The organism is Actinomadura alba, from assembly GCF_014323705.1.
Taxonomy (GTDB): domain Bacteria; phylum Actinomycetota; class Actinomycetes; order Streptosporangiales; family Streptosporangiaceae; genus Actinomadura_C; species Actinomadura_C alba.
In genome coordinates this window covers 132,045-151,059 of sequence record NZ_JABVEC010000021.1, presented here as the reverse complement: position 1 = coordinate 151,059, position 19,015 = coordinate 132,045, and the positions used below count along the sequence as shown (strand labels likewise).

Below are 19,015 nucleotides of genomic sequence, written 5' to 3'. Positions count from 1 at the left end.
CCTCCTGCACGAGAACCAACCACCAGGAGACCCCCCCATGCGCGCCGCCTGAACGACGCGAACGAACACAATGCACCATCAAGGCCTGAGAACGATCCCGCCGATGGCGGCGCGGTCCTACGCGACAACATCGCACTGGCCGAGCAGTTGTACATCGACCACACCACCGAACAGGAGGGGTGAGCATGCCCAAGCGGACCCCGCAGGACTGGGAGACCCTGGAGTTGGAGCTACACGCGGCCGGCGTCTCCCCCGCCGAGATCGAAGCCGGAGCACGCCGACTTCTCGCCGAAACCCGAGGCCATCAGCTCGCCGAGGCACGCAATCAAGCCAGACTCACACAAAGGACATCGCGGCGACCATGGGCGTGAGCATCGCCCGGATCTCGCAGATCGAACACGGCGAGGTGACCTCGATCGACGTCATCGGCCGCTACGTCGAAGCACTCGGCGGCCACCTTGACCTGGTTGCCGACTTCGGCGACCACACGATGAGACTGCCCGTCAGCGACCGATCGCCGGGGAGCCAATCGCCGTCCAGTGCCCTTGGATCCCGCAAGATCACGCTTGGTCAACGGTCCGATCGAGGGCGCCTGCCTTCATCCGGCTGAGGAAGGCGACCCACTCCGGGCGCGTGAAGCACAGCACTGCCCCGTCCGGATCCTTGGAGTCCCGCATCGCGACCACCCGATCCGTCCCGACCGCCAACTCAACGCAATCGGCCGTCGTACCTTCATGGCTCCGTTTGCTCTTTCGCCACCCGCTCGCCACCTCGACGCAGTCACTCGCCGTTCCTGATCCACTTCGGCTGCTTTTGCGCCAGGTGGCAAACAACACGTCCAGCTCGGTCATGCGGTCTGCTCCCTCCAAGGCCGTTATAGCTCCGACATTACGCGCTCGATCAGAACCAGCGAATCGCGCTGCGAAAGAGCTGCTGCGCATAGATGATCAAAGGCCAGACGGTAACGGCGCAGGTCCTCATCATCTTCCAGGTACCAGGCGCGGGTAAGGGTGTCCACATACACGATGGAGAGTTCGCCTCGCTCACCTATGTCGAGGGTCATGAAGGGCCCGTCGAGGCCAGGCGTGGCGCCTGCGCTATTAGGAAGGATCTGGAGCATTACGTTGCCCAACTGCGCAACTTCGAGCAGCTTCCCGAGCTGGGCACTCATGACCTGAGAGCCACCCACATTCTGCTGCAACGCCGCCTCGCTGAGGATGACCCAGAGCCGCGGCGGATTCGGGCAGGTGAGGATCTGCTGACGTGTCAGCCGAACTGCGACCAGGGCATCCTGTTCGTCTGGGTGCGGAGGCGACGTACCCGCCCTCATCATGCTGCGCGCGTAATCTGCCGTCTGCAGAAGACCAGGGATCCGTAATCCCTCGAAGATACGCATGGCCGTGGCGTCGGCCTCCAGGCTGATGAAGTCCATGACGGACAAGGAGAGCGCGTCCTTATAGCGATGCCACCAGCCCTTCTTGTTGGCGTCCTTGCGGAGGGCGAGGAGGGCCAGGCGGAGGTTCTCGTCGGTGACGCCGTACTGGTCGAGGATGAAGTTCAGCTCGCCCTGGCGCAGGCCCTGCATGCCGCGCTCGATCTTGCTGAGTGACGAGAACGTATGGTCGAGCCGCCGGGCGGCCGCCTCCAGGGTCAGCCCATGGTCCTCGCGGAGCCGGCGCAACTCCCGACCGAGGCGGCGGCGCCGCACGGTCGGCCGCAGGGGATCTGCCATGCGCCCATGGTGGATCATCCCGCCGGGCGACGTTATGACTTCGGCGAGCATCGACAATTGTCGAAAATGACTATTCGACGACTTCGCACCGCCGAATGCGTCGAGCGGCCATCCGGTCCAGAGTGACATACGGAATCGGTCACCGGGCACATGGGAAGGCTGCAGATGGACGCGATCAGGGCGATGCGGGGCAGGACCCGCCTTGAGGTCACGCTGTTCCCCGTCCCGCAGTCTCCCGGTCTGGCGCGGACGTTCGTGCGCCACCAGCTGATCTCGCTCGGCCATCCGGAACTGGTGGAGGACGCCTGCGTCATCGTGAGCGAGCTGGTGACCAATGCGATCGCCGAGACGCCCGGCAAGGAGATACGGGTCTATCTCAGCGCGAACGACGGCCGCCCGCTCATCGAGGTCTGGGACTCCTCCCCCACGTACCCGGTCATGCCGGTGCGAGACCTCTACGCCGAATCAGGGCGCGGGCTCATGCTCACCCAGGCCCTGGCGGCCGAGTTCGGCTGCTGGCGCAGCGAGAACGGCGGCACCGGCAAGATCCTCTGGGCACTACTGAAATGAACGGAGAAGAAGTGATGAGCCAGGGAGTCTCGTGGATCAGGCGTACAACAGCGAGATCACAAGCGGTCGGTGGCGGCTGATCGCCTCTTGTCATCAATGGGTCGCGGATCGGCCGCAGTCAGCGCCATCGCAAGCGCCCCGGCCCCTGACAGGTCACCCGCTTGCCCGAGTCGGTGTAGCCCACCGTGCCCTTCGCAGAGCAGGACGCACCTTTACGCACACCACGCGCCTCTGCCGGCTGCGTCTCGGTCCTCGTCGGCTCCGGGTCGGCCGTCGAGCCCTCCGCCACCTGACGGCCCGTGGTCGGCGTCGCACGTGCCGGCGCCGAGCGGATCGGCTTCTCCGGCGAACCGGTCCCCTCCACGGTCGGTGTCCCCTCGGCAGTGGGCGCCGCCGACGGCGTCCGTAGGGACGACGGTGCAGGATCAGCAGCGCGGGAGAACCCGTAGATCGCGAGCGCCCCGGCCAGTCCGGCCACGACGACCGCGCCGACGATCCACGAGCGCCGCGAATCACGAGGCAGCCGGCGCGCGCCCTTCTTACGGGTGCCGGTCAGCCGCTCGACCATGAAACCGAGCAGTTCGAGGAGCGCTTTCACTTTCCGCTCCGTTCTGTTTCGCCCGCAAGGCGCCGCCGAGGCGCGCGCATCCGGTGGCGATGTCCGATCCCGTCCGTCGGACGGTCTCTGAACACTCCCCGTAGCCGTTGTGGATCATTTACCGTCAAACCATGTCATAGAGTAGCCGCCGCGGAATGACGGTCACGCGGAGGTCCGGGAGGGCTCGGTGCTGGAAGGTCTCGACACCGTCGACTGGGCGAAACTGAGCCACGCCTACGGTCCGGCCGAGGACGTGCCCGACCTGCTCCGCGGCCTGGTGTCCGAGGACGACGAGGTCCGCGGCGAGGCCATCTACGAACTGTGCGGCACCATTTACCACCAGGGAACGGTCTACTCCGCCTCCGCCCCTGCAGTGCCGTTCCTCACGCGGCTCGCGGTGCATGCCCCTCTCAGGCGCGACGACGTCCTCATGCTCCTGTCCGAGATGGTGATCGGCAACGACATCGACGGCGGCGTCAGCATCGCCCAGGTGCGCACCGCCGTCGAGGACGCGCTCCCCCGGCTGCTCCCCCTGATGGACGATCCCGATCCGCAGGTGCGCCGCGCGCTGCTCCGCGTACTCGTCACGCTTCCCGAGGTCGCCTTCTCGCACCTGCCGCTCCTGCTCGAACGGCTCGCCGCCGATCCCGACGTCCAGGTACGTGCCGACCTGATGACCACCTTGGCGCGGGTCGACCTCGACCTGGACGCCTCGGAGCGCCGGCACCGCGCCGGCCTGGACGATCCGGCACCCGCGGTCCGCGTCGCCTCGGCGATCGCCCTGCTGCGCGCCACGGCCCGCCCGTTCCCGCCAGACTTGGTGGACGCGCTCGCCGAGGCCTACGCCGACGGCGCCGACGGATTCGATCTGCCGTGGCCGGGTCGGTCGGAGAGCGACCCACTCTTCGACGACAAACTCGCCGAGGACCCGGACGCCGCCCTCTCCGTGGCCGCCCGGCTCGCGCGCCGCGGGGTCAAGACGAGAGAAGCCTCCTGGCTGGCCTGGGACATCGCCGACAAGTGGCGCGGCCGCGAGGCCGGGTGCCTTCCCGTACTCATCGAGCGCCTGCCGCACGAGACCGACCCGCAATACCTCGACAACACCCTGTACCGGATAGCCCGGCTCGCCACCAGGATCGACGATCCGGACGAGGCGGCCCTGGAGCGGATCCGCGACGTCGCCGGCGACCACCCAGGGGCGGCGCTGGCGGCGCTCGCCCGGTTCCGCGATCCGTACTGCCTGACGCTGGCGGAGCGGGCGCTGGACATGACCGAGCCGCCCCGCCACGCGCTGATGGCCGTGATGACCGAGTTCGGCGAGCGGGCCGCCGGCCTCGCACCGCTCCTCACGTCGCGGCTGCGCGACATCGATGGAGCCTCGATAGGCGGCAACAACCTGGCCATCACACTGGTCCAAGGGCTGCCGTACTTGGGAGAGGCGGCGCTCGCGGCGGTGCCCGACCTGGTCGCGATGGTGCGCGCGGGCAAGGCCGCGCTGGCAGTGTGCATGACGCTCGGTGAGCTGGGGCCGGGCGCCGGCCAGGCGGCACCCCTGCTCGCCGAGATCTGCCTGCCGAAACGTCACCCCCGGGCCGCGGGTCCGCGGACCTCCCCGGCCGGGAACCCGACACTGCGCTCGCACGCGGCACTCGCCCATTACCGGATCACCGGCGACCCCGCGATCGCCCTGGAGACCTTCGGTGACCTGCTCGGCGGCGGCGAGCCCGACCACTGGGTGATCGAAAGCGCCGGTCGCCTTGGCCATGACGGGGCGGAACTCACCGACCGTCTCGAATCCCTGCTCACAGCCGAGAGCGACTGGGTACGGGTGAACGCCGCCATCGCGCTCCGGCGGACCGGAGTCCCGACGGCGACCGAGGTCATCACCTCCGCGATCGACGCGACCCCCTTGGGCATGCATGCGATGCGCGCGCTCACCGACCTCGGCTCGGCCCCGGTGTCGCTGGAACCGGTGTCGCTGGAACCGGCGTCGCTGGAACCGGCGTCGCTGGAACCGGCATCGTTGGAACCGGCACTGCGCCGGCTGGCCGACTCGCCGCGCCGCCTGCTCTTCGACGGCACGAACGACGGAACGCCGCACGACGACAACGTCCTGGCCGACCTCGCCCGCGACCTCCTCACCCGTCTCGCCTGAGTTTTACGGCCGTCGGCTATGCGCCCGGAGTAGTGCCGTCTGTCCCTGTGCGCTGGATGAAGGGCCACCCGGGCGGACTGTGAGCCGGGGTTGCCTGCGGTCGAGATCCTGACGGGCTGCGTTCACGAAGGCCATCTGCGGGTCCATGAGCGTGTGCTGAAGCCGTACCCATTTGTCTTCGTCCAGGTCGGGGTGATGGGCGGCAAGTGACGCCGTGCCCCCGGCGCGACCGCCGCGCGAGCAGCCGAACAGCGCTCGGTGTCGGCGAACGAACCACCGGATCGGCTCTCGGTCGTGCGTTCGCCGACACCGAACAACGCTCTGGCGAGCCGGCCGGCGGTCCGACCTTCCTCCCATGAGCCGGCTGGCGGCCCGCCCTTGCTCTCATCCGAAGATCAGGCGAATTCCACCGGCATAACCCTTGACGATTCAACACCTGGAGGCGTAAACACAGTGAAACACAGATGAAATCGGTGGTGAAACAACATTGTTCGCGGAGGAGCGGCAGCAGGAGATCCTGCGCCAGGCCAGGGAGAACGGACGTGTCGACGTCGTCCGACTGGCCGACGAACTGTCCGTCACCAGCGAGACGATCCGCCGGGACCTGACGACGCTCGAGCGGTCCGGCGTGATCCGGCGGGTGCACGGCGGCGCGATCCCGATCGAGCGGCTCGGCTTCGAGCCGGCACTCGCCGCACGGGACGCCGTGATGACCCAGGAGAAGGAGCGCATCGCCAAGGCCGCGCTGGCCGAGCTGCCCGAGGACGGCGCGATCATCATCGACGCCGGTTCGACCACCGAGCGGCTGGCCAACCTGCTGCCGATGGAGCGTGAGCTCACCGTTGTGGTGAACGCGCCGCCGCTCGCGGTGTCGCTGGCGGCCCGCCCGAACCTCACGGTCGTCATGCTGGGCGGCAGGGTACGGCCCCGCACGCTGGCGACGGTCGACGACTGGAACCTGCAGATGCTGTCGCAGATCCACGTCGACGTCGCCTTCATGGGCACCAACGGGATGTCCGTCGAATGCGGCTTCACCACTCCGGACCCGGCGGAGGCCTCGGTGAAGCGGGCCATGATCGGCTCTGCCCGCCGCGCCGTGGTGCTGGCCGACCACACCAAGGTCGGCAATGACTACTTCGCCCGGTTCGCCACGCTCGCCGACATCGACACGCTCATCACCGACACCGGCCTGCACTCCGATCTGGTGGACGACTTCGAGCAGATCGGCCTGAGGGTGGTCAGCACGTGATCCTCACCGTGACGCTCAACCCCAGCCTCGATCGGACGATCGAGGTCGACCGCCTCGTCCCCGGTGCCATGATCCGTGCGAGGTCCGCGCGGCTCGACCCGGGCGGCAAGGGCGTCAACGTCTCCCGCGCCCTGCTCGCGGGCGGAGTCGGCACCCGGGCCGTCATCACGGTCGGCGGCTCCGACGGCGACCAGCTGGTCCGGTTGCTCGAGGCCGACGAGATACCGCTCCACGCCGTCGAGGTCGACGGACGCACCCGATCGAACGTGACCATCGTCGAACCCGACGGTGTGGTCACCAAACTGAACGAGCCCGGCGGCCCGCTCTCCCGTACGGAACTGGACCGCATCGCCGAGGTGGTGCTCACCGAGGCCGGGACCGCCTCATGGGTGGTGGCCTGCGGAAGCCTGCCGCCCGGCGTGCCGAACGGCTTCTACGCCGAGCTGTGCAGGTCCTGCGCCGACGCCGGAGTGCAGGTGGCCATCGACAGCAGCGGCCCGCCGTTGCAGGAGGCGGTCGAGGCCGGCCCCGACCTGATCAAGCCCAACCGGGAAGAGCTGGCCGAGGCCGTCGGACGGCCGATCGACTCCGTGGCGGACGCCATCGAGGCGGCCGAGGAACTCCGCGAGCGCGGGGCGCACACGGTGCTGGCGAGCCTCGGCGCCTCCGGAGCCATCCTCGTCGGGCCGGACGGGGTCGTCACCGGCGAGGCCCATGTCGCCGCGCCGAGGAACACCGTCGGCGCCGGCGACGCGCTGCTGGCCGGATTCCTGCGGGCCGGGGCGCGGGGCGCCACGGCCCTCGCGGAGGGGCTGGCCTGGGGTGCGGCCGCCGTGCGCATGCCCGACAGCCGGATGCCGCTGCCGCGGGACATCCGGCGCGACGACGTACACATCCATCACCGGCCGGACCCCCGCCGGCCGCTGCTCACCTGACCGAACAGCCGACCCCGCCGACCCCGCCGCCCCAACTCACCCCCACCCCAACCCCCTCAGACAGCTCCGCCAGGAGGTCGCTCATGGCAACCACTTACACTCCGCAGCCCACCGGCAGCGGACTCAAGGCCAATGTCCAGCGCGTGGGAGCCCACCTCGCCGGGATGGTGATGCCCAACATCGGGGCCTTCATCGCCTGGGGACTCATCACCGCGCTGTTCATCGACACCGGCTGGCTCCCGAACAAGGAGCTCGCCGAGCTGGTCGACCCGATGGTCAAGGTCCTGCTCCCCGTACTGATCGGTTATACGGGCGGCCGGATGGTGCACGACCAGCGCGGCGCCGTCGTCGGCGCCGTCGCCACGATGGGCGTGGTCGTCGGGTCCGAAGTGCCGATGTTCCTCGGCGCGATGATCATCGGACCGCTGGCCGCGTACCTGATGAAGCTGTTCGACGATCTCATCCAGGACCGGGTGCGCCCGGGCTTCGAGATGCTCGTCGACAACTTCTCGGCCGGCATCCTCGGCATGCTGATGGCCGTGGCCGGGATGAAGGCCATCGGCCCGGTGGTGCGGACCTTCACCGACGCCGCCGGCAACGGCGTCGACTGGCTGATCGAGCACGACATCATGCCGCTCGCGTCGGTCCTCATCGAGCCGGCCAAGGTGCTGTTCCTCAACAACGCCATCAACCACGGCGTGCTCAGCCCGCTCGGCGTTCAGCAGGCCGCCGAGGCCGGTAAGTCGATCATGTTCATGCTGGAGACCAACCCCGGGCCCGGCCTCGGCGTGCTCCTCGCGTACCTGTTCTTCGGCCCGCGGCGGCTCCGGGCGACCGCTCCTGCGGCGATCATCATCCAGTTCTTCGGTGGGATCCACGAGATCTACTTCCCGTACATCCTGATGAAGCCGCGGATGATCCTGGCCGCCATCGCCGGCGGCGCCACTGGTGTCGCGATCTTCCTGGCCACCGACGCCGGCCTGGTCGCGCCGCCCGCGCCCGGCAGCATCTTCGCCTACGTCGCGCAGACCCCCAAGGACGGTTGGTTCGGTGTGTACGCCGGCGTGCTGGCCTCCGCGGCCGTGTCGTTCGCCGTCGGGTCCGCGCTGCTCGGGTTCGGCAAGCTCGCCGAGGAACGTACCGGCGGAGAAACCGACGGCGACGGCGCCGAGGCCGCGAGCGACAAGACGGCCGACGACGACCGCGCGGCGCGCACCGGCTAGACCGCCACTGACACCGAGACCCGGGCGCAGGCCGGGGCCACCTCCGGCACCCGCGCACAGACCACGACGGCCACGGCCGAGCCGGCCCGCCCGGCCTCCTCACAACCGCAGTCCGCCTCTCCCAAGGAGTGATCTTCGATGGCCGCCATCAACGGCAAGGACATCCACAAGCTGATCGTCGCGTGCGACGCCGGGATGGGCAGCAGCGTCATGCTGGCCGCCCAGCTCCGCAAGGAGCTGAAGAAGTTCCCGGTCGAGGTGAGCCACACGCCGGTCGCCTCGATCCCGGCGGACGCCGACATCGTGGTCACCCACTCCGAGCTCGCGACGCGCGCCCGGCAAGCGGCGCCCGGCATTCCCGTCGTGCCCTTCGAGGTGTTCATCGGCGACCCGGCGGTCAAGCGGCTCGTGACCATCATCAAAGAGGGCGGCGACCTCGATGTCTGACGGCCTGACCGCCCTGCTGGACCCCCGGGGCATCCGCCTCGACGCGGTGGCCGCGGACCGCGACGACGCGATCCGGCAGTGCGGGCGGGCGCTCGTCGACATCGGCGCCGTGCTGGAGCCGTACGTCGACACCATGCTCGCCCGCGAGCGGTCGGTGCCGACCTACCTCGGCGAGGGCGTCGCCATCCCGCACGGCACCACGGACGGCAAGGACTCCGTGGTCCGCGACGCCCTCGCCGTGCTCCGCTTCCCCGGCGGAGTGGACTGGAACGGCGAGACGGTCTCGGTCTGCATCGGCATCGCCGCCCGCGGCGACGGCCATGTCGCGGTCCTCGCCCAGCTCGCGGAGGTCCTGCTCGACCCCGAGCGGGCCCGCGCACTGCGCGAGGCCACCACCCACGAGGAGATCCTCGGTCTCCTCCAACCCACGGAAGGCGCTCCGGCATCATGAAGGTCGCTCGTTTCTACGCTCCCGGCGACATCCGGCTCGAGGACGCCCCCGAGCCGAGTCCCGCCCCGGGCGAACTGAAGATCCGGGTCCGCAACTGCTCCACCTGCGGCACCGACGTCAAGATCTCTCGGTTCGGCCACCACCACATCGTCCCGCCGCGTGTCATGGGGCACGAGGTGGCCGGCGAGATCGTGGAGGTCGGCGAGGGCGTCACGGAATGGGCGTCCGGCGACCCGGTGCAGGTGATCGCCGCGATCCCGTGCGGGAAGTGCCGGGACTGCCTGCGGGGCCGCATGGCGGTCTGCGCGTTCCAGGAGTCGATCGGCTACCACTACGACGGCGGCTTCGCCGAATACATGATCATTCCCGCGAAGGTCCTCGCCGTCGACGGCGTCAACCGGATCCCCGCCGCGGTCTCCTTCGCCGAGGCGTCGGTGGCAGAGCCGCTCGCGTGCGTCCTGAACGGCCAGGAGCTGGCCCGGGTCGGGGACGGCGACGACGTGATGGTCATCGGGTCCGGGCCGATCGGCTGCCTGCACGTACGCATGGCACGCGCGAACGGCGCCGGGCGGGTGTTCCTCGCCGACCTCAACCGGTCCCGCCTCGACCAGGCCGCGGCCCTGGTCAAGCCGGACGCCGTGATCTGCTCCGCCGAGACCGACATCGTGCAGGCCGCCCTCGACCTCACCGAAGGACACGGCCCGGACGTGGTCATCACGGCGGCGGCGGCCGGAGCGGCGCAGGAGCAGGCCATCCGGATGGCCGCGCGGCGCGGCCGGATCAGCTTCTTCGGCGGGCTGCCCAAGGACGACCCGATCATCGCCTGCGACTCGAACCTGGTGCACTACCGTGAGCTGACCATCGTCGGCGCCAACGGCTCCACCCCCGCGCACAACACCCGGGCGCTGGAGCTCATCGCCGGCGGGCAGGTACCGGTCGACGACCTCATCACCCACCGGCGGCCGCTCGGCTCCGTCCTCGACGCGATCGACATCGTCGCCCGCGGCGAGGCGGTGAAGGTGACCGTCGAGCCCTGATCGGTCCGGCGCGTCCGGCCGCCCCACGAGTGGCCGCTCCTCCGGCCGACCCCTCGTTCCCCGCCCCTCCTCCCGACCCTCCCCGGAAGGACGCTCATGCCCGAACGGAAAGTCGTCGTCGGCTCGTCCGGCGGTCTGCACGCACGTCCCGCGAACCTCTTCGTCCAGGCGGCGGCGCGACAGCCGGCCGCGGTGCTCATCGCGGTCGGGGACAAGAAGCCGGTACCCGCGAAGAGCATCCTCTCCGTGCTGTCGCTCGGCGCGGTCAAAGGCACCGAGGTCACGCTGAGCGCCGAGGGCGAGCACGCCGAGGAATCACTCACGGCGTTGGCCGAACTGCTCGCCCAGGACCTCGACGCCGAGAGCCCGGAGGGGAGCGATGCCTGAGGTCCTGCGCGGCATCGGGGTCGGCCACGGGCTGACCGCGGGCCCCATCCTGCGCATGGCGCCGCCGCTGGAGCTGCCGCCACCGCGTACGGTCGCCGCCGCCGAGACCGAGCGCGAGGTCGACTTGGCCGTCCGCGCGCTGACGTCCGTACAGCGGGATCTGCGGGAACGGGCGGAGGCGGCCACGGACGCCACGACGGCGGACATCCTCGAGGCGCAGGTGGCGCTCGCGGCCGACCCCGTGCTAGAGGACGGCGTGACCACCCGGATCCGGAACGGCACGGACGCCCCGCACGCCCTCCGCGAGACCTTCGACGAGCACCGGGCGGCCCTGGAGGCCATCGGTGGCCTCTTCGCCGAGCGGATCGGCGACCTCGACGACCTGGCGAGCCGGGCACTCGCCGTCGTGCTGGGCCGGGAGATGCCGGGGATACCGGATCCCGGGCATCCGTTCATCCTGGTCGCCGACGACCTGGCCCCGGCCGACACCGCGGGCCTGGACTCCACGACCGTGCTGGCGCTCGTCACCGAGCGCGGCGGGCCGACGAGCCATACCGCGATCATCGCCAGATCACTCGGCCTGCCCGCCGTGGTGGGCTGCCGGGGGATCCTGGGCAGGCCCGACGAAGAGCTGGTGACGGTCGACGGCGCGACCGGGGAGGTCCACGTCGGGGTCGGCGGCGACGACGTGGCCGACGCCCTGGACCGGGCCGCGCTGCGGCAGGACGCCGACGGGCGGGGACCCGGGCGCACCGCCGACGGGCGGCCGGTGGACCTGCTGGTCAACATCGGCTCGGCGGCCGACCTCGCCGGGGTCGGGCCGGTGGAGGTGTCAGGTGTCGCCGGGGTGGGGCTGTTCCGCACCGAGTTCCTGTTCCTCGACCGGGAGAAGGAGCCCACGTTCGACGAGCAGGCGCGGGCCTACGCGGAGGTGTTCCGCGCCGCCGGTGAACGACCCGTCGTCGTACGCACCCTCGACGCCGGCGCCGACAAGCCGCTGCCGTTCCTCGGCCTGCCCGACGAGCCCAACCCGGCGCTCGGCGTACGCGGGCTGCGCGTCGCGCGGCTCCGCCCGGAGACGCTCGACGTACAGCTCGCGGCGATCGCCGAGGCGGCCGTACAGACCGGTGCGCAGGTCCATGTCATGGCGCCCATGGTGGCCACGGCGCGGGAGGCGGCCGAGTTCGTCGACCGGGCACGCGGACACGGGCTGGGCAACGTCGGCGTGATGGTCGAGGTGCCCGCCGCCGCTCTGCGCGCCGGTCGGCTGCTCGAGGTCGCGGACTTCCTCAGCATCGGTACCAACGACCTCGCGCAGTACACCCTCGCGGTGGACCGGCAGAACGGGGATCTACCGGATCTGCTGGATCCGTGGCAACCGGCACTGCTCCAGCTCATCGCACAGTGCGCGGAGGCCGGACGGGCACGCGGCAAGCCGGTGAGCGTGTGCGGCGAGGCGGCCGGCGACCCGCTGCTGGCCCCCGTGCTGGCCGGGCTCGGCATCGACAAGCTGTCCATGGCGCCGCGCGGCGTGGCCGCCGTCCGCGCGGCCCTCGCCGAACACGACATGGCCGCGTGCCGGCGCATGGCCGACGCCGCCCTGGACGCCGACGACGCCGCGGGCGCGCGCACGGCAGCGCTCGCCGCGCGCTGACCACACTGCTCGCTTGGCGGTGCTCGTCACCGGGTGAGGCTGTGGCAGGCGATCGCGGCCGCGGCCACCACGTTGAGCGAGTCCACGCCGAGCTCCATCGCGTCGGAGCTCATGGGAATGCACACGGCCTCGTCGGCCGCGCGCAGCCAGCGTGAGGAGAGCCCGTCGCCCTCCGACCCGAGCATGAGGGCAACGCGGTCGCCCATCGGCGCCTTGTCGATGGGCACCGCGGACTGATCGGGCGTGAGGGCGAGCAGCCGGAACCCCGCGTCGCGGAGCTCGGCCAGACCGCCGTGCCAGTCGGTCATCCGTGCGTACGGGACGGCGAAGACCGCGCCCATGGAGACCTTGACGGACCTGCGGTACAGCGGATCGGCGCACCGGGGCGACAGGATCACGGCCCGCACGCCGAGGGCCGCTGCGCACCTGAAGATCGCGCCGACGTTCCCGTGATCGACCAGGTCTTCGAGCACGAGCACGCGCCGCGCGTGCGTCACCAGGTCGCGGACCGGCGGCAGCGGCAGCCGGTCCATCGCCGCGAGCGCCCCCCGGTGCACGGGGTAGCCGGTGACCGCCTCGGCCGTCGCATCGTCGACCACGTAGACGGGCGCGTCCACGCGATCGAGGACGTCCGACAGCGCGGAGATCCAGCGCCGCGCCATGAGGAACGACCGCACGGGATGGCCGGTCTCGACCGCCCGCCGGATGACCTTCTCGCCCTCGGCGATGAAGAGCCCGTGCTCCGCCTCGAGGCTCTTGCGCAACTGCACATCGCGGAGGTGCACGAAGTCGGCGACGCGCGAGTCGCGCGGATCCGCCAGCGGGACGAGATGGGCCATCCCCCCAGTGTGCAACCTCGCGCCGTGCGCCCCGCCCCCGTACGGCCACAAGGTGTCCGGGCCCGCACGGCCCGGACACGATGGCGGGCGGCCGGGCGACCGAACGTCCTACCGTGATCACGCAGTTGTTCGCGGCGACACCTGTGTAGATCGCCGATCAGCGGATCCGGATGGGCGACAATGGATCGTGCTGGGGCAGGTGCCGTACGGCCTCAGGACGGTGGTGCGGCGGTGGTGCGGCGGCGGGGCGCCGGTCCGCGACCCGGGACGCGTTCCCGGAGCCCCCGGCAACCCTGAGCGCTGGTGAATCGTCTGACTTGTGGGGAACGTACGCCCTGGCGGGCGCCGTGCACGGAGGAACGGGAACCGAGGAACGGGGAGCGGGTGGCAGAGTCGGCCGTAGTCGGCCTGAGCGAGGAACCGCACGCGTCGCCGCGGCGGGGCGGCCGCCTGCGTTCGGTCTTTGCCTGGACGATCGTCGGTTCGTGGGGCGTATGGGCGGCGGTCCGGCTCGCCGGGCTCGACGGGATCGGCGGTGCCGGAGCACCGGTGGTGGCGCTGCTCTCGTTCACTCCGTACGTCACCGCCGCCGCGCCCATTCCGATCATCTGTGCGCTGGTGCTCCGCAGATGGTGGGCCGCCGCCGCCGCGGTGATCGTCGCAGCGGGCCTGGTCGTGGCCGTGGTGCCCCGCGCGATCGGCTCCGGCCAGCCGGCCGCCACAGGCCCGGCGCTGCGAGTGCTGTCATCCAACCTGCAGTTCGGTCGAGGGGACGCGGCGGCGCTCGTCGAGTTGGTACGGCGTACTGGCACCGACGTGCTCAGCGTCCAGGAGCTCACCCCCGCCGCGGTCCAGCGGCTGGAGCGGGCCGGGCTGACGCGGCTGCTGCCCCACATGGTGCTGGTCGACCGCGAGGGCACCACGGGTATCGGGATCTACGCCCGACACCCGCTGCGTGCCCTCCCCCCGGTGGCCGGCACCACCTACCCGATGCCCCGGGCGGAGCTCACACTGCCCGGCGGGGTCACGGCCGAGGTGACCGCCGTGCATCCGCTCCCGCCCCTGTCCGATGCCCTGAGGCGGAAGTGGAACCACGATCTGGCGGCGCTGCCCACCGCCGGGCGCGGCGGGCCGGCCCAAGTGGTGGCGGGCGACTTCAACGCCACCCTCGACCACGCACGGTTCCGCTCGGTGCTCGACCGCGGGTACGACGACGCCGCCGACCGAGTGGGCAAGGGCCTGGTGCCGACCTGGGGTACCGAACGGCGTGAGCCCGCCCTCACGATCGACCACGTTCTCGTCAGCCGTCAGGTCGCCGTTCGGCGGGTCGACGTGTACTCCATTCCTGGCAGCGACCATCGCGCACTCTTCGCAGATCTCATACTTCCCGCTCGGTGACCTGCCATATCGGAGTCTTTCGGCACCTTTGTAACGGATCCCTGGTGGGACTACAGTGCCAGGAACGTGAAACAGATTCGGGTGAAAGAGGACGGTTGTGAGCGGAAGTCATCGGAATGATCCCCCAGGCGACACGCCTGGCGAGGGTGGCTACGACCCCGCCGCACCGTATGTCTTCGGCCCGGACAGTTCGTCCGGAACCCCCGCCGGCGACGAAAGAGACGAAAGAACGGACTGGTTCCACGCCCGCCGGGAGACGACCGGGCCATCGGCCCCGGAAGGTCTGGACGACCCGATGCCGGGCGGGCCGGGGTGGGGCCTGCCCCGCACGCCCGGCCAGGAGACCCCGGGAGCCGCGGACCGGCCGGCGCAATGGGATGCGAGCGACGAGCCGCCCTATGGCGCGCGCGGATTCTCCGGGGCCTCGGACCCGGCCAACTATGGAATCGAGGGCTTCCCCGAACCGCCCTCCCTGGGCGGCTACGCGGGCGGGCGCGGCACCGGCGCGTCCGAGCCCGGCGGCTACCCGAGCGAGCGTGGCCCCGGCGCACCCGAGCCCGGCGGTTACGGAAGCGGCGGATACCCCCCGGCCTCCGAACGGGGCGGCTACGGAAGCGGGGGCTTCTCCGGCGCGTCCGACCCCGGCGGCTACGGACCCGGGATGCGGGACCGGAGCCCCGCGGAAGGCGGCCGCTCCCACGGCCCCGACGGCGGCCCGTCCGGCACCGGTCCCCTCGGCGCCGGCGGCCCGTACGGCGTCGGCGATGCCCGCTCGGAGCGCGCGGGCGGTTCGAGCGGCTATGTCGACTACGGCGGCTACGGGACGGGCGGATCGGGTCCCTTCGGCGGGCCGCGCGACGAACTGGGCTCGGCCCAGCCCTCGGGTCGCGGTGGCGGCGGCCGCGGCCACGGTGGGCGAGGTCGCACCGGCAGCGGCGGTGGCGGATCACGCAAGAGCCGCAGCCTCACGGCGCTCATCGGCCCTCTGGCCGGTGCCGTCGGGCTGGCCATCCTGCTCGGCGTCGGCGTGTACGCGTTCGCCGAGGGCGGCGGGTGCCGCGAGAACGACACCGTCACTCTGAACGTCGCGGCGGCGCCGGACATCGCCCCGGCGGTCAACGCCAACGCGGCGCGGTTCAACGACGAGAACCGGAAGGTCGACGGACGTTGCGTCCAGGCCACGGTGAAGTCCGTCGAGCCGGCCGCCATGATGACGCTGCTGTCGGGCCAGGGCCTCTCGGCCGCCGCGACGCAGCCGCCCGACGTCTGGATCCCCGACTCGTCGCTGTGGACGTCCCTCGTCCGCGCGTCCGCCAAGGGTCGCGAGGCCGTTCAGGTCACCCGCACGAGTGTCGCCCAGTCGCCGGTCGTCATCGGCATGCCGCAGAGCCTGTCCGCCACGTTGCGCGCTCAGGGCGTCACCGCGACCCCGTCCTGGGCCAGCCTGCTGGCCGCGGCGGGCGCCGCGGGCAGCGCCGTGACGAAGAACCAGACGATCCCGTCCAACCTGGTCCGGATCGAGCTGCTCGACCCGGCGCGCAACGCGGCCGGGATGGCCTCGCTCATGGTCACCCGGATGCTTCTCGCCAACGATCCCAACGCGCAGGCCGCCTTCACCGGCGTCGTCCGGACCGTACGGGAGAGCACCGCGCCCGACCTCAAGACGCAGCTCGCGGCCTTCCGCCGGGACAGCCGAGGCCGATACCCGATGGTGCTCGCCCCCGAGCAGGCGCTGTGGAAGCACAACCAGGGCCGCCCGGCGGAACGTGCCGTGGCGCTCTACCCGGCCGAGGGGACCATGGCGCTGGACTACCCGTTCGCCCTCACCGCCAAGGACCCCGCCAAGAACAAGGCGGCGAAGCTCCTGGAACAGGCGCTGAGCACGTCACGGGCCAAGGACGAGGTGCGCGCGCTCGGCTTCCGGTCCTCGGACGGCGTGGCACCGGCCTCGTTCGGGTCCAAGAACGGGCTCAACGCGAAGCCGCCCCGCATGCTTCCGGCCCCGCAGCCGGCCGACGTGCGATCGGTCATGCAGGCATGGGCGAAGCTGTCCCTGAGCGTGCGCATGCTGGCGCTCCTGGACGTGTCGGGGTCGATGGCCGAGACCGTGCCGGGCGCCAACGTCACCCGCATCCAGGCCACGGCGCAGGTGGCGCAGGGTGGTCTCTCGCTGCTGCCCGACGACACCGAGCTCGGGCTGTGGACCTTCTCCACCGAGCTCGTCGGTGCGCGGGACTGGCGCGAGGACGTGACGATCGGGCCGCTCGGGCAGCGGATCGGCTCGAACACCCGGCGGCAGACGGTGCTCGCCACGCTCGCCGGCCTGAGGCCGAAGCCGACCGGTGACACGGGCCTGTACGACTCCGTCCTCGCGGCCTTCCGCAAGATGAAGACCACGTACAAGCCCGAGATGATCAACTCGCTGCTGCTGTTGACCGACGGCAAGAACGATGATCAGAACGGCATCTCGCTCGCGCAGCTGCGCGCCACCCTGAAGAAGGAGTTCGACCCCAACCGCCCCGTACAGGTCATCATGATCGGTTTCGGCAAGGGAGTGGACCGGAACGAACTCGACCTGATCGCCAAGGAGACGCGGGGCAGCGTCCACATCGCCAACACCCCGCAGGAGATTCAGAAGATCTTCCTAGCGGCGATGTCGCGCCGGGTCTGCGCTCCGAACTGCTGATTCACGAAACCTCGAAGATTTTTCAAATTGAATCGCGTTTCCTGTGAACCAGATCGCACAGGGAGCCGTCTTCCTTGGCGGAGGCCCGACGGGAGCGGGGCGTCGGGCCTCCGCTCTGCTCTCCGCAGTCCACCTGATATCCCACCTCGCGGAGGACCTCGTGCCGGATCGGCCGAGCATCGGTAACGACGACGACCGCAGGATGGCCCAGGCCCTGCACAGTGGCGACGCGGACGCGCTGGCGCAGATCTACGACGCCTACGCCGCCCGCCTCTACGACTACTGTCACGCCCTGCTCCGTGACGAGGAGTCGGCCGCCTACGCCCTGCACGACACGCTGATAGCCGCTCAGGCGCACATCGGCCGGCTGCGCCGGCCGGAGCAGTTCCGCGGCTGGCTGTACACCCTGGCCCGCAACGACTGCCTGCGCCGCATCAGCGATCCCGAGCGACCGCCGGAGCGGAACGAGGCGTCCGAGTCCGACGACGCCTTCCTCAGCGCCGAAGAGCGGGACCGCAGGCAGGAGTACCGCGAGCTCATCCACAGCGCGCTGGCCGGGCTCAGCGGCAGGCAGCGTGAGGCCGTCGACCTGATGTACCGGCACGGGCTCGACCCCGCGGCGCTCGCCGGCGTGCTCGGCATCTCGCCCGAGCAGGCCACCGAACTGGCCACCGAGACCCGCGCGCAACTCGACGACGGCCTTTCCGCGGCCCTGATCGCACGCGACTCCCACGGTGAGTGTCCGAGCGTCTCGGCCCTGGTGGACAGCCGGGACTGGCCGCTGGCCCCGGCGGCCTGCCGCAAACTGATCCGGCACACCAGGACCTGCCCCACCTGTAGCGAGCGGCGCGACCACCGGCTCTCGGCGGTACGGCTGCTTCAGGTGCTCCCGGTCGCGCTCATGCCCGCCGACCTGCTGGAGCGGATGTTCACCACCGCGACCTCGCCCGAGTTCGCCAGGGAACGCGCCGAGATCGCGGCGTGGGCCGAGCCTTTCGACGGGCTGGGCTGGCCCGTGCCGGTCGACAACACGCCCCGCCGTGAGGGCCGTACGGGCGGGCGCGCCGCCCGGCTCTGGCCGGCTTTCGCGGCGGCCGCCTGCGTCCTGCTCCTGGTGGGGGCCGGCTTCGTGTTGCTGCCCCGGTCGCCCGACGCAAGCTCGCGTGGCGGTTCCTCGCCCGAGGCGGCCGCGCCCGACGTCAGCGAACCCGCCTCGGTCGAGCCGAGCGAACTCGAGAGCGAGTCGCCCGAGCCGACTCCGACCCCCACCACCACGTCACCCACCCCCACGCCCAGCACCACCCGGCCGACGCCCACCCCGACCAGACGGCCCAGCACGCGCCCGACGACCAAGCGGCCGACGGTCCGCCCGGAGCCCGGCACTCTCGCCGTCGGCGGCTGCAACGTCAACGAGGACGAGCCCTGTCGGGTGACGGTCGCCGCTCAGGGCGGCACGGTGAACTGGTCGGTCGCGGGCACGAGCCCTGGGGTCACCGCCTCGGGCGGCGGGACACTGGCTAACGGCGAGTCCGACACGATCAGCGTGGGTCTGCCTGAGTGCCAGCTTGGCGACAACAGTGACCACTCCGGCAGCGTGACGTTCTCACCCGGCGGCGTCAGCGCCACCGTGTCGTGGGACTGTGGCCCCTTTTAG

The 19,015-nt window shown here is 70.9% G+C and carries 19 protein-coding genes; 15 read left to right on the top strand and 4 right to left on the bottom strand.

The genetic code is table 11. The features are described 5' to 3' along the window. Together HKK74_RS39285 and relB are read left to right on the top strand one after the other, a co-directional pair. On the top strand, nucleotides 1-183 hold a 183-nt coding region (locus tag HKK74_RS39285), incomplete at its 5' end, for a hypothetical protein (RefSeq protein ID WP_222722725.1). A 178-nt stretch (nucleotides 184-361) separates the two neighbouring features. Further along, nucleotides 362-610: a type II toxin-antitoxin system RelB family anti-toxin gene (gene relB, locus HKK74_RS39280; RefSeq protein ID WP_222722729.1), complete on the top strand. Its 249-nt coding sequence runs from the start codon at nucleotides 362-364 to the stop codon at nucleotides 608-610. Here relB and HKK74_RS25600 read toward each other — a convergent pair. Both HKK74_RS25600 and HKK74_RS25595 read right to left on the bottom strand, forming a co-directional pair. Then, entirely contained in the window at nucleotides 561-851 is a 291-nt protein-coding gene (locus HKK74_RS25600) for a DUF397 domain-containing protein (protein ID WP_187245887.1), read from the bottom strand. The two genes, relB and HKK74_RS25600, sit on opposite strands and share 50 nt — an antisense overlap. A gap of 23 nt (nucleotides 852-874) precedes the next feature. Next, the gene (locus tag HKK74_RS25595) at nucleotides 875-1,861 is read right to left on the bottom strand and encodes a helix-turn-helix domain-containing protein (protein WP_187245886.1); all 987 of its coding nucleotides are present in this window, start codon (nucleotides 1,859-1,861) and stop codon (nucleotides 875-877) included. 36 nt (nucleotides 1,862-1,897) lie between these two features. Here HKK74_RS25595 and HKK74_RS25590 point away from each other — a divergent pair, with 36 nt between their 5' ends. Then, nucleotides 1,898-2,302 carry an ATP-binding protein gene (locus HKK74_RS25590; protein WP_222722724.1) on the top strand — a complete coding sequence of 135 codons (405 nt, stop codon included), beginning with the start codon at nucleotides 1,898-1,900 and terminating at the stop codon, nucleotides 2,300-2,302. A 118-nt stretch (nucleotides 2,303-2,420) separates the two neighbouring features. On the opposite strand, the gene HKK74_RS25585 is transcribed toward HKK74_RS25590, so the two are convergent. Further along, nucleotides 2,421-2,900, bottom strand: coding sequence for a hypothetical protein (locus HKK74_RS25585; RefSeq protein WP_187245884.1), 480 nt, complete (start codon nucleotides 2,898-2,900; stop codon nucleotides 2,421-2,423). A 187-nt stretch (nucleotides 2,901-3,087) separates the two neighbouring features. Here HKK74_RS25585 and HKK74_RS25580 point away from each other — a divergent pair, with 187 nt between their 5' ends. From HKK74_RS25580 to ptsP, 9 genes are all read left to right on the top strand, one after another. Continuing rightward, nucleotides 3,088-5,055: a hypothetical protein gene (locus tag HKK74_RS25580; RefSeq protein WP_187245883.1), complete on the top strand. Its 1,968-nt coding sequence runs from the start codon at nucleotides 3,088-3,090 to the stop codon at nucleotides 5,053-5,055. 487 nt (nucleotides 5,056-5,542) lie between these two features. Beyond that, nucleotides 5,543-6,304 (top strand): DeoR/GlpR family DNA-binding transcription regulator, encoded by a 762-nt coding sequence (locus HKK74_RS25575; protein ID WP_187245882.1) that lies wholly within the window; start codon nucleotides 5,543-5,545, stop codon nucleotides 6,302-6,304. Continuing rightward, entirely contained in the window at nucleotides 6,301-7,239 is a 939-nt protein-coding gene (pfkB, locus tag HKK74_RS25570; protein WP_187245881.1) for a 1-phosphofructokinase, read from the top strand. Before HKK74_RS25575 ends, pfkB begins: the two co-directional genes overlap by 4 nt. A gap of 83 nt (nucleotides 7,240-7,322) precedes the next feature. Continuing rightward, a complete protein-coding gene (gene mtlA, locus HKK74_RS25565) occupies nucleotides 7,323-8,462 on the top strand; it encodes a mannitol-specific PTS transporter subunit IIC (RefSeq protein WP_187245880.1) in 1,140 nt (379 codons plus the stop codon). A gap of 138 nt (nucleotides 8,463-8,600) precedes the next feature. Continuing rightward, nucleotides 8,601-8,909, top strand: coding sequence for a PTS sugar transporter subunit IIBC family protein (locus HKK74_RS25560; RefSeq protein ID WP_187245879.1), 309 nt, complete (start codon nucleotides 8,601-8,603; stop codon nucleotides 8,907-8,909). Further along, nucleotides 8,902-9,360, top strand: a complete 459-nt coding sequence (locus HKK74_RS25555; protein ID WP_187245878.1) for a PTS mannitol transporter subunit IIA — start codon at nucleotides 8,902-8,904, stop codon at nucleotides 9,358-9,360. The genes HKK74_RS25560 and HKK74_RS25555 overlap by 8 nt, the downstream gene beginning before the upstream one ends. Beyond that, nucleotides 9,357-10,397, top strand: coding sequence for a zinc-dependent dehydrogenase (locus tag HKK74_RS25550; RefSeq protein WP_187245877.1), 1,041 nt, complete (start codon nucleotides 9,357-9,359; stop codon nucleotides 10,395-10,397). Before HKK74_RS25555 ends, HKK74_RS25550 begins: the two co-directional genes overlap by 4 nt. Before the next feature lie 96 nt (nucleotides 10,398-10,493). Then, nucleotides 10,494-10,784: an HPr family phosphocarrier protein gene (locus tag HKK74_RS25545; RefSeq protein WP_187245876.1), complete on the top strand. Its 291-nt coding sequence runs from the start codon at nucleotides 10,494-10,496 to the stop codon at nucleotides 10,782-10,784. Continuing rightward, nucleotides 10,777-12,438: a phosphoenolpyruvate--protein phosphotransferase gene (ptsP, locus tag HKK74_RS25540; RefSeq protein WP_187245875.1), complete on the top strand. Its 1,662-nt coding sequence runs from the start codon at nucleotides 10,777-10,779 to the stop codon at nucleotides 12,436-12,438. Before HKK74_RS25545 ends, ptsP begins: the two co-directional genes overlap by 8 nt. A gap of 26 nt (nucleotides 12,439-12,464) precedes the next feature. Here the strand turns inward: ptsP and HKK74_RS25535 are convergent, their stop codons facing one another. After that, nucleotides 12,465-13,277, bottom strand: a complete 813-nt coding sequence (locus tag HKK74_RS25535; RefSeq protein WP_187245874.1) for a TrmH family RNA methyltransferase — start codon at nucleotides 13,275-13,277, stop codon at nucleotides 12,465-12,467. A gap of 384 nt (nucleotides 13,278-13,661) precedes the next feature. On the opposite strand from HKK74_RS25535, the gene HKK74_RS41570 reads away from it, so the two are divergent. From HKK74_RS41570 to HKK74_RS25520, 3 genes are all read left to right on the top strand, one after another. Next, nucleotides 13,662-14,675: an endonuclease/exonuclease/phosphatase family protein gene (locus tag HKK74_RS41570; RefSeq protein WP_222722723.1), complete on the top strand. Its 1,014-nt coding sequence runs from the start codon at nucleotides 13,662-13,664 to the stop codon at nucleotides 14,673-14,675. Nucleotides 14,676-14,970: 295 nt separating this feature from the next. Beyond that, nucleotides 14,971-17,361 carry a substrate-binding domain-containing protein gene (locus HKK74_RS25525; RefSeq protein WP_246491970.1) on the top strand — a complete coding sequence of 797 codons (2,391 nt, stop codon included), beginning with the start codon at nucleotides 14,971-14,973 and terminating at the stop codon, nucleotides 17,359-17,361. A 160-nt stretch (nucleotides 17,362-17,521) separates the two neighbouring features. After that, nucleotides 17,522-19,015 (top strand): RNA polymerase sigma factor, encoded by a 1,494-nt coding sequence (locus HKK74_RS25520; protein WP_187245872.1) that lies wholly within the window; start codon nucleotides 17,522-17,524, stop codon nucleotides 19,013-19,015.

Excerpts from the sequence above, each read along its gene's own strand:
- relB (WP_222722729.1), top strand. The coding sequence starts at position 362 with ATGGGCGTGAGCATCGCCCGGATCTCGCAGATCGAACACGGCGAGGTG.
- HKK74_RS25600 (WP_187245887.1), bottom strand. The coding sequence starts at position 851 with ATGACCGAGCTGGACGTGTTGTTTGCCACCTGGCGCAAAAGCAGCCGA.
- HKK74_RS25595 (WP_187245886.1), bottom strand. The coding sequence starts at position 1,861 with ATGTCACTCTGGACCGGATGGCCGCTCGACGCATTCGGCGGTGCGAAG.
- HKK74_RS25590 (WP_222722724.1), top strand. The coding sequence starts at position 1,898 with ATGGACGCGATCAGGGCGATGCGGGGCAGGACCCGCCTTGAGGTCACG.
- mtlA (WP_187245880.1), top strand. The coding sequence starts at position 7,323 with ATGGCAACCACTTACACTCCGCAGCCCACCGGCAGCGGACTCAAGGCC.
- HKK74_RS25560 (WP_187245879.1), top strand. The coding sequence starts at position 8,601 with ATGGCCGCCATCAACGGCAAGGACATCCACAAGCTGATCGTCGCGTGC.
- HKK74_RS25555 (WP_187245878.1), top strand. The coding sequence starts at position 8,902 with ATGTCTGACGGCCTGACCGCCCTGCTGGACCCCCGGGGCATCCGCCTC.
- HKK74_RS25550 (WP_187245877.1), top strand. The coding sequence starts at position 9,357 with ATGAAGGTCGCTCGTTTCTACGCTCCCGGCGACATCCGGCTCGAGGAC.
- HKK74_RS25545 (WP_187245876.1), top strand. The coding sequence starts at position 10,494 with ATGCCCGAACGGAAAGTCGTCGTCGGCTCGTCCGGCGGTCTGCACGCA.
- ptsP (WP_187245875.1), top strand. The coding sequence starts at position 10,777 with ATGCCTGAGGTCCTGCGCGGCATCGGGGTCGGCCACGGGCTGACCGCG.
- HKK74_RS25535 (WP_187245874.1), bottom strand. The coding sequence starts at position 13,277 with ATGGCCCATCTCGTCCCGCTGGCGGATCCGCGCGACTCGCGCGTCGCC.
- HKK74_RS25525 (WP_246491970.1), top strand. The coding sequence starts at position 14,971 with ATGCCGGGCGGGCCGGGGTGGGGCCTGCCCCGCACGCCCGGCCAGGAG.